At 43.6% G+C, this 12,860-nt stretch carries 16 protein-coding genes; 8 read left to right on the plus strand and 8 right to left on the minus strand.

Annotated elements, in window-relative coordinates; genetic code table 11:
• Positions 1-96 precede the first annotated feature (96 nt).
• Positions 97-1,428, plus strand: a complete 1,332-nt coding sequence (ltrA, locus tag AACL30_RS02715; protein ID WP_339057662.1) for a group II intron reverse transcriptase/maturase — start codon at positions 97-99, stop codon at positions 1,426-1,428.
• Between the two features lie 288 nt (positions 1,429-1,716).
• Here ltrA (AACL30_RS02715) and AACL30_RS02720 read toward each other — a convergent pair whose 3' ends face one another.
• Positions 1,717-2,016 (minus strand): type II toxin-antitoxin system RelE/ParE family toxin, encoded by a 300-nt coding sequence (locus AACL30_RS02720; protein ID WP_339056802.1) that lies wholly within the window; start codon positions 2,014-2,016, stop codon positions 1,717-1,719.
• Entirely contained in the window at positions 2,004-2,294 is a 291-nt protein-coding gene (locus tag AACL30_RS02725) for a CopG family ribbon-helix-helix protein (RefSeq protein WP_339056803.1), read from the minus strand. The genes AACL30_RS02720 and AACL30_RS02725 overlap by 13 nt, the downstream gene beginning before the upstream one ends.
• Before the next feature lie 69 nt (positions 2,295-2,363).
• Here AACL30_RS02725 and pilV point away from each other — a divergent pair, with 69 nt between their 5' ends.
• The 4 genes from pilV to AACL30_RS02745 are packed head-to-tail and all read left to right on the plus strand — an operon-like array spanning position 2,364 to position 5,251.
• Positions 2,364-3,635 carry a shufflon system plasmid conjugative transfer pilus tip adhesin PilV gene (pilV, locus tag AACL30_RS02730; protein ID WP_339057735.1) on the plus strand — a complete coding sequence of 424 codons (1,272 nt, stop codon included), beginning with the start codon at positions 2,364-2,366 and terminating at the stop codon, positions 3,633-3,635.
• A gap of 39 nt (positions 3,636-3,674) precedes the next feature.
• On the plus strand, positions 3,675-4,106 hold the full coding sequence (gene pilM / locus AACL30_RS02735; RefSeq protein ID WP_119797915.1) for a type IV pilus biogenesis protein PilM: 432 nt from the start codon (positions 3,675-3,677) through the stop codon (positions 4,104-4,106).
• The gene (locus AACL30_RS02740) at positions 4,103-4,729 is read left to right on the plus strand and encodes a prepilin peptidase (RefSeq protein WP_339057736.1); all 627 of its coding nucleotides are present in this window, start codon (positions 4,103-4,105) and stop codon (positions 4,727-4,729) included. Before pilM ends, AACL30_RS02740 begins: the two co-directional genes overlap by 4 nt.
• A gap of 15 nt (positions 4,730-4,744) precedes the next feature.
• Positions 4,745-5,251: a lytic transglycosylase domain-containing protein gene (locus tag AACL30_RS02745; RefSeq protein ID WP_422389566.1), complete on the plus strand. Its 507-nt coding sequence runs from the start codon at positions 4,745-4,747 to the stop codon at positions 5,249-5,251.
• Positions 5,252-5,288: 37 nt separating this feature from the next.
• Here the strand turns inward: AACL30_RS02745 and AACL30_RS02750 are convergent, their stop codons facing one another.
• Positions 5,289-6,026 (minus strand): hypothetical protein, encoded by a 738-nt coding sequence (locus tag AACL30_RS02750; protein ID WP_339057737.1) that lies wholly within the window; start codon positions 6,024-6,026, stop codon positions 5,289-5,291.
• A 251-nt stretch (positions 6,027-6,277) separates the two neighbouring features.
• On the opposite strand from AACL30_RS02750, the gene AACL30_RS02755 reads away from it, so the two are divergent.
• The 3 genes from AACL30_RS02755 to AACL30_RS02765 all read left to right on the plus strand — a co-directional run bounded on the left by AACL30_RS02755 (position 6,278) and on the right by AACL30_RS02765 (position 8,132).
• Positions 6,278-6,583: a conjugal transfer protein gene (locus AACL30_RS02755; RefSeq protein ID WP_339057738.1), complete on the plus strand. Its 306-nt coding sequence runs from the start codon at positions 6,278-6,280 to the stop codon at positions 6,581-6,583.
• A gap of 166 nt (positions 6,584-6,749) precedes the next feature.
• On the plus strand, positions 6,750-7,175 hold the full coding sequence (locus AACL30_RS02760) for an H-NS family nucleoid-associated regulatory protein (protein WP_339057739.1): 426 nt from the start codon (positions 6,750-6,752) through the stop codon (positions 7,173-7,175).
• A 312-nt stretch (positions 7,176-7,487) separates the two neighbouring features.
• Complete coding sequence (locus AACL30_RS02765; protein WP_339058382.1) at positions 7,488-8,132, plus strand: Qnr family pentapeptide repeat protein; 645 nt, start codon at positions 7,488-7,490, stop codon at positions 8,130-8,132.
• A 211-nt stretch (positions 8,133-8,343) separates the two neighbouring features.
• On the opposite strand, the gene ltrA (AACL30_RS02770) is transcribed toward AACL30_RS02765, so the two are convergent.
• From ltrA (AACL30_RS02770) to AACL30_RS02790, 5 genes are all read right to left on the minus strand, one after another.
• Positions 8,344-9,582 (minus strand): group II intron reverse transcriptase/maturase, encoded by a 1,239-nt coding sequence (gene ltrA, locus AACL30_RS02770; RefSeq protein WP_339057740.1) that lies wholly within the window; start codon positions 9,580-9,582, stop codon positions 8,344-8,346.
• 1,016 nt (positions 9,583-10,598) lie between these two features.
• Positions 10,599-10,754, minus strand: coding sequence for a hypothetical protein (locus AACL30_RS02775; protein WP_162860129.1), 156 nt, complete (start codon positions 10,752-10,754; stop codon positions 10,599-10,601).
• 344 nt (positions 10,755-11,098) lie between these two features.
• On the minus strand, positions 11,099-11,956 hold the full coding sequence (locus AACL30_RS02780; RefSeq protein ID WP_339058383.1) for an IS5 family transposase: 858 nt from the start codon (positions 11,954-11,956) through the stop codon (positions 11,099-11,101).
• Positions 11,957-12,505, minus strand: coding sequence for an IS630 family transposase (locus AACL30_RS02785; protein WP_339057741.1), 549 nt, complete (start codon positions 12,503-12,505; stop codon positions 11,957-11,959).
• Positions 12,414-12,782, minus strand: a complete 369-nt coding sequence (locus AACL30_RS02790) for an IS630 transposase-related protein (RefSeq protein WP_339057934.1) — start codon at positions 12,780-12,782, stop codon at positions 12,414-12,416. The genes AACL30_RS02785 and AACL30_RS02790 overlap by 92 nt, the downstream gene beginning before the upstream one ends.
• Positions 12,783-12,860: the final 78 nt, after the last annotated feature.

Below are 12,860 nucleotides of genomic sequence, written 5' to 3' on the forward strand. Positions count from 1 at the left end.
GCCTTCTGGAAGTCGGAGCCAGCCATAGTAGCGAAGAAGCGAGTAATGATCGTGGAGCGAAGGGCGGGCAGATAGATCGCGCGTAAGAGGGAAACAATGACCGTACTCAGCAACGACGGAACAACATGGTTAACTAAACTTGAGCGCATAGGTGAGAGAGCAGCATGTGATAAACAGCTCGTGTTCAACAACTTAGGACATTTGCTAAACAACAACATGCTGTGTGGACAATTCTATCGGCTAGATGGGAATAAAGCCGTAGGGATTGATCGCGTGACAAAGGCGGCATACGGAGAAAACCTCGACGAGAATGTTATGAATCTCGTCAAGCGGATACGCAAGGGGACATACCAACCCAAGCCAGCCAGAATAACGGAGATCCCAAAAGAAGACGGCAGTAAACGGCCATTAGCGATTTCCTGTGTGGAAGATAAGCTGGTACAGCGTGCTGTCAGCGATATTTTGAGCAGGATATACGAACCGCTATTTCTGCCCTGTTCTTACGGTTTTCGCCCGAAATTAAATTGTCATGATGCATTAAAGGCGCTACAACAACAAACCTTCCGTAACTGGAACGGGGCTATTGTAGAAATCGATATCCGTAAGTATTTCAACAGAATACCTCATAGGGAATTAATGGAATTACTGCGGAGAAAGATATCAGATAGGCGCTTCCTAAGATTGATCGAGGTGCTGATAACTGCGCCAGTAATAGCAGGTAAACAATTATCCAGCAACGAGCAAGGCTGTCCGCAAGGGTCAATTCTGTCGCCCATTCTTGCCAATATATACCTACACCATGTGCTCGATAAATGGTTTGATGAAATCAGCCGTTCATCTCTTCCTGGACGTGTGGAGATGGTGAGATATGCTGACGACATGATATTTACCTTTCAGATTCAAAGAGAAGCGGAACGCTTCTACAGAGTCTTGCCGAAACGATTGAATAAATATGGTTTGGCACTGCATGATGATAAATCGCAACTATTACCTGCGGGGCATATTGCAGCGCTAAAAGCCAGCCAGTCCGGAGAACGTCTACCGACGTTCAACTTTCTGGGATTTACCTGCTATTGGGGGAAAACGCGAAAGGGATATTGGCGGCTGAAATTTACCAGTCGAAAAGACCGCTTTGCGGCCAAACTTAAAGGACTAAGAGACTTTCTCTGGAAGAATCTGACCTCAAATAAAAGGCAAACCCTGAATACCGTCATTAGCGTTGTCCGAGGCTGGGTAAACTATCACGGCATTTCGGACAATCAAAGACGGGTTGGCCAGTTTATACACCAGAGTCGCCGTATTATCTTCAGGTGGTTTAACCGCAAAGGTGGGCGACGTCGCCTGACATGGGAAAAGCTCGCTCTGATCCTGAAAATGCTGGGTTATCCAACAAAATGGAGAACCCGATCACTGTTTCAATCTCACTAAATAGGTGTGGGGACACTGATCTATCGGGAGCCGGATGCGGTAGTTCCGCAAGTCCGGTTCTGAGGAGGGTTCGGCTGGAGTGATCTAGCCGTTCTACTCACCCACGACCCCAATAAGGTAGCATTATTGGAATGCGACTATTTTATGTAACGTTAGCTTGGAGGGGGATCACATTCAATCTGTGGCAACCATTAAGGCAAAAATTAAAGACGGCAACTTTGGTTCACTTATCGATGATTTCAACAGTATTGATCAGCAGAGATTGAGACAACCTTCTGGATAGCTACCTTACTGGTAGCCTGATTCTTTTTGATGCTTAATTGATAAAATGACTACACGATCAAGTTCTTGGTCATCGCGATACAATAAAACATACCCGCTGCTGCCAAAATTGATCACGAGTTCTCGGAACTCAATATTCAATGACTCAACGGGGCGTCCTATTGATGGCGTGTTTATTAACAATTTAATGCTATTTGAAATGGCATTTGCCGCTTTTCTCGCCGCTAATGGATTTTTTCTTTTAAGGAAGGCTTGTAAACGAATTAGATCTTCTTGAGCCCGTTTCTGAAGAATTACTTGTGGCATGTTGGTGCACTTTTCTCGTTTGATGTACCCCAGGTATCAAGCCAGTTAAGTGTTTCCTCTGCGGTAATATGCTCGCCTGTTTCTTGGTATTCATGCCAAGCAGATAACGCATTTTTACGGTAATCACTTTGTTTTTCTTCTCTTTCAACATATTGATTAATCGCTTCTAGCATCAGCGCATGAGAAGAACTCCGCTTATCACCTGCCAAATATTTGACTCTTTCTTTGAGATTTTTTTCAAGTCGAAGTGTGGTGGTCTGCCGTTCGTTGAGTTGCATAAAGTGATCCTTTTATATCATTGGTAACACCAATAACACTATCATATTTTTATAAAGAAGGGCATCAAAATGAAATATTTAAAAAAAGGCATCTGGCACATCTCCGATGCTTCCACCGGCTTGGGGGTCGGGCTGTTTTGCTTTGCGCTTATCGTGGCACCCCTGGTGTATGCGTTTAACAAAGATCAGCAATACAGCACCGCGGCCAGCCATGCCCGGCGAGTAGAAAAAGCCACTAACAAATACATTACTGACAACGCTTTGATGATCGGAAAACATGCTACCGCGACCTCCCCTTATATCCTCGATGTGCCGATGCTGATTAAGGCGGGTTATTTACCAGCGGGTTTTTCCGCGGCCAATAATTTTTCCAGTCGTTATCACACGCGAATTTATCAACCTAGCGCCTTGAAATTTCATCATATGATTTTTCTGGCCGGTGGCGTCCCGCTCAGTCTCAGTGCAGCTCGAAAAATAGCGACCCGGATTGGTGGCAGCGGCGGTTACATTGAAGGCACCGTCGCAAAAGGCGTGATGGGTGGTTGGACGGAAAATCTTTCCACCTTCGGCGGCTATAACCCCGGTGACGGCAAGGTAGTGATTGCTGGTTTTTTTTCGCAAGGTGCAGGAAAAAACGATTATTTGTATCGCCACGCGGTGCCGGGTCAAGGCGAATTAAATACCATGAGAACCGCACTCAATATGGGCAGGAATAACGTTGACGAAGTTAATGCCCTCAATGCCAACACAGTAAAAACCAAAACGTTGCATACCACCGGGGCGGCTCACATTAATGGTAACCTCCATGCTGGCGGTGCCATCACCACCGCCAAAACCCTTTCAGCCAAAGGCAATATCACAACGGACGGTTGGTTCGTCACCAAGGGGAATGAAGGCTGGTATTCTGAAAAAGGGCAAGGGGGCTGGCATATGAACGATAAAACCTGGATCAAAGCCTTTAATGGCAAATCGATTTACACCGAGGGCACTGTGCGGGGCGGCTATGTGAAACTCGATAACATCTCGGTGGCGGGAGCCAAATGTAACGAGAATGGTTTACTGAGTCGGGATAAAACGGGAGCCACCTTGTCTTGTCAATCCGGTGTATGGGGCGCGAGTGGAAAAATGGACATTGTTCATGGCACCAACCCCGCTTGTCCGGCAAATAAAATCCCGATAGCACGCTACTGGACTCAGGCAGGCGGCAGTAATTATGGTAACTATTGTCACTTACAGACGGGCTGGGCGGGGGTCACTCACCCTTCCTGCGAGAGCTGTGTGAATTGGGAGAAATGCCACATGGTTTACTCGCAAACCTGGTCTGCCACCGCGTGTAATTAACGTGTTATTCGAGACCTTGTTGGATAATGGGGAAATATTGTGCTTAATCTCAATAGCGTGTTAGTGGTTTTTTTTATTTTTCTGGGATCGCATCTATTGAATGTTATAAAGGAAAAAGACGCCGAGGTGACATCACAGGTAGCGGACAATCTGTTAACCACGACCTTTATACTTTACGCAGACAGTTTGGCGACCTTTAAAAAAAATCATCCCTTGTATACTGGCGCAGTAACGACTCAACTGCCCTTACCCCGTTGGTTAGCGAAAAATCCTGAGATAAAGACGTCTATCCATCATGGAATCGGTTATGTTTATATGCCCAGCAAACCCAGTCTCTATCAATCGTTAATGATGGCAACGGAAAACTCGTCCCGACTGGGAGTGACCAATGCCCGCCAGTTAATCACGCCGACGGAGGCAATCAGTAAACCGTCATTTATCCCCAAAGATTACATCGTGTATTTAAGATGAATATTTTCCTGTTATTTTTATTGTCGTCGCTAAGCGCCTTGGTGATGGCGGTTTATCTGCCAAACATTGTCGCTCGGGTTGAACGAAATATCCTGGCACAACATAAAGAAATCAAAACAGCAGCAGAAACAACCACGCCGGTTAATTTTATTGCCGCTATCCTGTTGCTTAATGTTGCCCCGTTGTTTTATTTTTTTCACTCAGAAGAAATTGAGTTATCCCTTTTTATTTTTTTGCTGGCGATAGCCAGCTATATCGATATCGTCCGGCGTTGGGTGCCGGACAGTTTACTTTTTTTGTTAAGTGGGTACAGCGTCTATTGTGCCGCATCAGGGCGGCTGGGGGAATCGCCAGAGGATGCGATCATTTCAGCGTTATTTTTTGTTATTCCCTTTATATTAATTAACGGTGCCAGTTGGATAAAATGTGGCGTTTTTGTCTTTGCCGCCGGTGATATCTATATCGCGCTATCAATGGGTTTGTGGTTGGATAACGCCTCCGCTGTCGTGGTCGCAGGCGCTTCCATTTTACTGGCGTTATTGTATGGGTCAGTCTTGGGTAAAAATAATTTATCCTTTATTCCCTTTATGCTTTTTTCATTCTTAATCTGCGGCGTGATTTAATTCTTTGGTAAGCACATGAAATTCCCCTTCTCTCTTTTACTGCTAATTATGATTTTATTTACTCCCTTTAGCGGCAAAGCTTTTTGTTTTTTAGCAGCAGGAAAAATGTATCAAATCGATCCGCTATTACTGATAGCGATAGCGGAGGTAGAAAGTAGCATGAATCCCAAGGCTATCGGACTTAACAAAAAGAACGGCGTCGTAAAAACAGAAGATATTGGCCTGATGCAAATTAATTCTTCTTGGTTGCCCCAATTAAGCCATTCTTTTGGTATCACAAGAAAAACACTGCTCAATAACGCCTGCCAAAATTTGTATGTCGGTGCCTATATTCTTGCTAAAAAACTCTCCCGTCATGGCGTTAACTGGACGTCTGTCGGCGCTTACAATGCCGGCTTTAAACAGGCCAATGAGAAAAACAGACTGAAGTACGCCAAAAAGGTGTATCGCAAATACCGTGATTTGTTAAGTGGTAATAGAGAGGTAATTATTGAAAGGGCAAGCCGAGGTGAGCGCATATAACTATGGGTAAAAAATCCTCAAGTAGATGAAGAAATCATTACGCATCGAGTTGTTTTAAAATCTCTTCTAAATGAGAATATTTTTTAAGAGACTTAATATTTTCAGTAACTCTACAATCAATATCAATTTCATTTTTTGCGATCAAATCATTAAAATCTTTCTCCAATGACGTTATGTCTACTGAGATACTTTTATTTTTCATCATTTGTTGATTTGCTTCTTCTAATTTTTGAAAACTTGACTGTAATTTTTCAATGATGGCTATAATAGACTCGTCTTTATGAATGACTTTATTATAAATTTCATGAGCCTCATCTGCGATTTCTGATGCAACTGATACAGAATTAATCAAATGAAAGGCATAATTATGATAAAGTGTATCCTTATAAGATTGAATACCACTTCCTGGAAGAACCATATTAGGATTAAATCTTTTTTTAACAGAAAATTTTTCTATAAAAATAAATTTTTCTTCTTCGTTTTTCAATTCATCTTTTGTTTTTGGATCATAATTAATAGTTTTTAAATAACATTTTACTATTATCGATTCAAAATCTTTTTTGAAATCAACATTTGTTTCAAAACGATATAATTTGCTAAAATAAAGAAGATCAGATCTAAAGGATATACGCTCATCTTTTGATAAATTTTCAGGAGCTGATTCTAATTTATGACTTATTTTTTTAATTTTACATTTTTTTTCATGTAGAGTCATGGTATGTCTAGCATCGGGTGAAATTATAACATGATCCACAGATGAATGTATCTTTGGCATAGTATCTCTTCATTTAAAGTTGGTGCTAATGCCTTTATAAAGGTCAGTGTGAGCATTTTTCATAAATTAATACTAGATCAAAAACATAAAATTACTATAGAAAAAGCTTATATCAGCGCCTATCTTTGAGTAATTTTGCTAAGTGCCTTATGAAAAAGGCGCTATTTTTGAAAAAAATTTTCTTATAAATTTGAACGAATCATTCACGAAATTTTTTATTTTTAACCTTTTATTAATCAGGAGTGATTAAAATGAAACAGCCTATATTACTGGCGATTTGCTTGTGCATCACTGCCAGCGTTTCTGTGCCTGCACAAGCCGATAATGCTTGTAAAGTTGTCATTTGTTTATTTGGAAAAATGACAGAGACTAGTGGCGGAGCTGGATGCCACTCAGCAGAAAAGCAATTTTTTAGTCTCAATGCCTTTAAGAAAAGAGAGCATTTTAATCCAGCTAAAACCTTTGCTCTGCGCCAGGCATTTTTGGGTGAGTGTATCGACGCCGATCCGGAAACCGTTTCCCAGGTTTTAAATCAGTTTGGCCGTATCCGGGGGTAATACACTGTCATATTAAAACCCTATTTATCACTGGTCAGGGAAGGATGAAGAAATAAAAAGGTTACTGTTTCGTCCACTTGGGTTTTATCTTGATTTACGGGGTTAATTTTTGCAAGATAAAGCGAGTGGAAAAATCGGATTTGGATTTAAGGAAAAAAGATAAAAAATGAGTGAAAAAATATACGCAGAAATGAGAAGAATTTTTTCTAACATTCGATCACTACGAACCTTTGTGCGTGAAAGCGATTTTGAAATGTTAGAAGAAGGCCACGCTAAGCTGGGAGTGGCGTTGGAAGAATGCCGAGCAGACTATGAAGCCGAAAAATCCCAGTTGGCAGAACGTGAAAAAAAGCGCCTGGAATTAATCAAATTGGTTAAAGAAGAAGGATTTGATATCTCCACCTTAGCGATTCCTGTCACCACCGGACAAAAAAAGAAAAAAAGCAAATCCCCCTCGATTATCCGTGAGCCTAAATACCAATTTACCGAAAACGGAAAAACCCAATATTGGGCGGGTATCGGGCGTCAACCCAATCCCATTAAAAAAGCGATTAAAGCAGGTGGTTCATTGGATGATTTTTTGATCAAATAACCCACCTGATGACCATTTAGGCGTTTTTTCTAGGGATTGGGTTTACCGCTCCCCCCCTGCTAGCATTTGTGGCTTTTTATGTGTCGCTTATTGCCGCTTCTCGCACACTCGGCGTATTATCCGATATCTGTGTATCCCCTGCTATAAAGGGTCGTGGTTGAGTAGAACGGCTAGATCACTTCAGCTTTGGACATTGCTGGCTGGTATAGGCCGATGGTACAGCTATCGTGGTATTCACTTTTTACGATTAAAACGAATCACAATTAATCACAACAATAAAGAAAACCCATCAGATATACAGGTATTATAATGATGTCATCGATATACCGTAGTGAAAAGTTCGACACTGATCATTTTACTGGAAACGTCGTGAAAAACTGTAAGTTTATTAATTGTGATTTTTCTGGTAACGATTTGACTGACACCCAATTTTGGGAGTGCCAATTTTATGATCAAGAAAATCAGATAGGATGTAACTTTAATTGTGCAACTTTAAAAGACGCCAGTTTTAAAAACTGCGATTTAATGATGAATAATTTTAAATTTATTAATGCATTAGGCATAGAAATCAGAGAGTGTAGAGCGCAAGGCGCTGATTTTCGTGGTGCAAGTTTTATGAACAAGATCAGCGCACGGACTTGGTTTTGTAGTGCATATATAACCAAAAGCAATTTAAATTATGCAAATTTCTCAAAGGTTGTCCTAGAAAAATGTGAATTATGGGAAAACAGTTGGGTTGATACAAATGTTCTAGGGGCAATTTTCAGTGGATCTGATTTATCTGGTGGTAAATTTTCCTCCTTTGACTGGCGTTCAGCTACTTTCACGCATTGCGATCTGACCAATTCTGCTATAGATGAACTCGATATTTGCAGTACAGATTTGGAGGGAGTCAAACTAGATATTTGTCAGGTATCAGGGATAATGGCACGTCTCGGAATCATCGTTATAGAATGATTGGCAAAACCAAGTTAGGGATTATAGCAGAGAGCATAAAAAAGTGCGGGGCAATCCTATCCCGCTAATCAGCCTAGCGCTCCGAAACTTGCGCCCTGACGCAAAAATCTAAAAATTAGGGGTTATCGGGTCGCGCAAGGGAACTTCCCCCCTGCGCTCCCACGGAACCGGACGTGACAGTCTCCCGTCATCCGGCTCTTGTCGTTGACCGTTAGCGCCGCGTACAACTTTCCCAGTGTGCAAACAGACTAGGCTTAACGCTCCGTATCCTGTCTAACCATTCATACGCCTGAACCAGACTACCGTGTACCCGCTTGTATTTGCGGGTAACCCATTTAGCAAGGTGCAAATCGACATGTCTGGCTACACAGTCCATTGCTGATCGATAAAAGCGCCCATAGTACTTAAACCAGCCTCGTAAAGTGGGATTGAGCCATCGTGCCATTGCTTCCAGCGATAGCGGTGTCTTCTGGCTCAAATCCCAGCCCCGCACTGTCTGACGGATTGCCCTGGCTGCACTGCCACTCATCGCTGGCAGGAAATTCACCGAAAGTTCTCCCTCTTTCGAGACCGACTTTCTTGGCCTGAACGTGTAGCCCAAAAAGTTGAAGCTGATTTCAGGATATTCCTCCGTTCTTTCCCTGTCCTTGCAGTAGACGACTTTCGTCTTGCCCGGACTCATTTCCAGCTGACATTCAGCCAGGCGTTTTCTGAGCCTGCCGTGCAACATAGTTGCTTGTACATGGCTCTTGCAGTGGATGACTATATCATCAGCGTATCGCTCAAACCGGATGACAGGAAATTCCCGTTTCATCCACATGTCAAATGCATAGTGCAGGAACAGATTTGAGAGCAGGGGTGAAATTACCCCACCTTGCGGCGTACCCTTGTCCCTTATTTTCACCGTTCCATCCGGCATGTGTACCGACGCGGTTAGCCATCGCTCAACGTAGAGCAGCACCCACTTGCAACCCGTGTGCCTGCGCACCGCTCTCATCAGGAGTTCATGGTCAATGTTACCGAAGAACCCCTTGATGTCCACGTCTAGCACCCAGTGGGTACGCCAGCATCGTTGCCGGGCTACCCTTAGAGCATCGTGCGCGGATTTATGCGGCCGGTAGCCATAGGAGTCAACATGAAAGTGTGGCTCCAGAAGCGGCTCCAGCATGTCTTTGACCACCATTTGCGCGATGCGATCTGCTACCGTGGGTATCCCCAGCGGCCTCGTTCCGCCCGTCGCTTTTGGTATATCGACACGCCGCACCGCTGCCGGCATGTAGCTGCCCGAGGCCATTCGATTCCAGAGTTTGTACAAGTTCCCCACGAGGTTCTTCTCAAATTCCTCAATCGATTGACTATCGACACCAGCGCCGCCTCTGTTGGCTTTTACCTTCTTGTACGCTCTCCAGACAGCCAGTTTGGATAACGCAAACGGTTTGGACTGGCTCACAGGTTCCTCCCACTTGTGCGGTTGACCCGTAATACAGCCCCAACGACTGACCCCCTTCGCTCCACGTCCATTACAGACGCTTCATCACTACTACGGAGCCATCTGCCCCTGTGACCCGCATCGGTACTCAGGCGCTTGCAGGATCTCTGCTTGACGCCGCTCCCTTCACATCGGGACGACAGGTTCCCACGTTCCATGTCAGAGCCTGTGTTGTGCTCATGCTGTCTATATGCCGGATGCCACCCAGCCAGTAGCCAGATAACCGCTGGATTTATCACGCGCCGCGTAGAAAGCGCGCTTTTGACATCATCTAGTTCCTTTCGACACTGCATCTACAGTTCACTCTCGTTCATCTTCACAACACTCACATGACGCATCAGACTGCGCCTTTTCCCTGACGCTCACCACCACCGCTCTTAACGGCAGCAGCTCAGGGTAGTTTGAAGGCTGCGTCTGGTCACCGCCTCCGAGGGGCCGACCCTCATCTCTCACACAGCATTGCACCCTTTATTGGCCACCGGGTGCATTCGTGGCACACGTACGCCGGAACCGCCGGAAATTTTGTCACCCCAGCTTAAGTCCCGCTATCATTGCATCCAGGTCAATTTTTTTCCCGTCACTGATAAATGTGTAATGGCCGTTTAACAGGATATGTTGCCATGCCACGGGTGACATATGTCTGATAAGCTCCAGTCCTCTTGTATGGGCTCCGTTTCCCAAACGCACCCCAGTTACCGCGCCACATCTCGACTCTACCCCTTTCGTCAAATGACCCCAATACAAAGCCCTGCGTTAAACACGAATAAATAATAAAAATGTCTTCATGTAATAAAACGGCAAGGATTTCCCGTGCAGCGCATGACTGCTTCACGTTATATCTTATTATTAAAATAAATCCTTCATCCCTTTTATAATCTGCGAAGCGCATCGCAAATTTTCAGCACTTATTCTTTTTTTCTCTTTTCTATATTCATCACGAACAGTGAATAATTTATTATACCTCTAGGAAAGGCGTTTTATTTTATATTTGGTAAATAGCGATTTTCTGGCTTTCTTTTTTTCTTTAGCCAATTTATTAATTTATAAAATAATTTTTTATTTTCATTTCTCTTTTTATCTAATATCTTATATCTTAATTCTCGGTTTCTCGCTCTACTTTGTCGATTGCTCATAATGACGCCTCCCTATTTTCAATAAACTGGATACCAAGCGGGATAAATTCAGGTGGAATATAACGATCAAATCCGGTTTTCTGGCAAAATTTTCTAAATTCTTTCAAGGAACTGACTGCCGATTTTTGGTACATCCTGCATAAATTATTTTCTATCGTTCGATGAGAGCGAGAAAGTTTCCTCGCGATCTCCTTATGGAAGCCCTGAAAAACCGATAATGAATGCTATATTTTGAGCTAATAGCGTTAATTCTTAAAGTCATGTAATAAAAAAGAAAATCAATGCACTCTTTTTTTACGGTATAAGAGACGGCGGATACACTTTTTTTCAGTATCAATGGAAAATCAGGGGTTACAGAGCAGGATTTTTCTAGCGAGAAAGAGATTGGTCAAAGCAAATAAGCTGAATAACTGCGCGGTATTTTTTGCCAAGCCCTTGTAGCGCACTTTTCTAAAGTTGAACTGACATTTTAACACCCGAAAGGGATGTTCAACCTTAGCCCGGATTTTCGCAATAAGACTTTGCCGATGCCGATGTTTCTCCCATACCTGCTGCTCCTGCCCGGGCAAGGCCAATACCCTCCGTCGGGGGATGTGCCAGATGACCGCACGATGTTGATGTTCACTGCGTCGCATCACGCCTTTATAACCGGCATCACCATGGACAACCTCTTCTTGGCCGTGAAGAAGGTGATGAACTTGCGTTACCTCGGCTACATTCGCCGAGGTTCCTACCAGGGAATGCACCAGACCCGTCTGTGCATCCACACCAATATGCGCTTTCATACCAAAGTAACACTGATTGCCTTTACGGGTGGCTTTCATTTCAGGATCGCGGCCATTTTGCCGGTTTTGAGTTGAACTGGGTGCATGAATGATCGTAGCATCAACAATACTACCCCGTTTGATAAACAGCCCACACGAAGCTAAATGCGCATTGACCTCTTCAAACAATGATTCGCTTAAATGATGTTTTTCCAGCCAGTGTCGAAAATGCAGAATGGTGGGATCGGAGGGAATCGCATCGACGGAGACACCGGTAAATTGACGTAGTAAGGGGATGTCATATAACGCTTCTTCCATCGATAAATCAGCGTAATTAAACCCATTTTGTAAAAAATAAATCCGCAGCATCACCTCTAAAGGTTTTGCCGGTCTTCCCCCTTTGGCTGTTGGCTTATGGCATAAGCGGTATAAATTGATTTAAAATAAAGGTGCAGAAAACAAGGTATGGATATCACATTGGCGCTTTCTGCGAAGGGCTTTTGCTTGAGCCCATTTATGCTCAATGGGGTTCATATCAGGAGAATAAGTGGGAAGATATTCGAGAATAAAGCCGGCTTTCTGTATAGCAGCCTGGGTGTCTTGACGTTTATGGAAGCTGACATTATCCATTACGATGACAGCCCCTTGGGGAGATTTTGGTAGTAAGTCTTGCATGACCCAGGCATGAAAAATATCGCTGTTGATATGGCAATCGAAGGTACAAACGGTGGTTAATTTTCCGTTAAGCTGGGCACCAATAACGTTAGTACGTGCTTTGGCATGCCAATCGTGTTGGCCGTAACAGCGCTTACCTTTCATTGAATCACCATAAAGACGTGGCATATCATGGGCAAAACCGCTTTCATCCACGTAAATTATCGGGGTATCACAGGCTTCATAGGCCTGGAGCTTGTTTTGGAAATCTTTTCGCGCTTGGACGTCGATTTTGGGATGATAAAATGTTTTTTTTATAGCTAAACCCGGCACGTTTTAACGCATCACAGATACCTCGAGCACTAACCCCCATACGTTGAGCGCGTTCGTATTGAGACGCGTCAGGATAGGTTTCTACGTCAAGGATTAACGCCGCTTGGTTTATTTTGGTAGCGGGTTTATCTCGAGTCAGGCAAGGTTCTATGCGTTTAGCCCAGCGCATCAGGCTCGCTGTCCCCACACAAAAACGTGTCGCTGTTTGGGCATAAGTGAGCTTTTCTTGCGTTTTAATAGCCAAGACATGTTGGCGAAATTTTAATGGATAGGTCATCTCAGTATTATACATCAATTTATACCACCTATGCCATACAATAATAAGGCGTGATAAAATCGTTATTCTGAATAATAA

The organism is Candidatus Regiella endosymbiont of Tuberolachnus salignus (assembly GCF_964020115.1).
Lineage (GTDB): Bacteria > Pseudomonadota > Gammaproteobacteria > Enterobacterales > Enterobacteriaceae > Regiella > Regiella insecticola.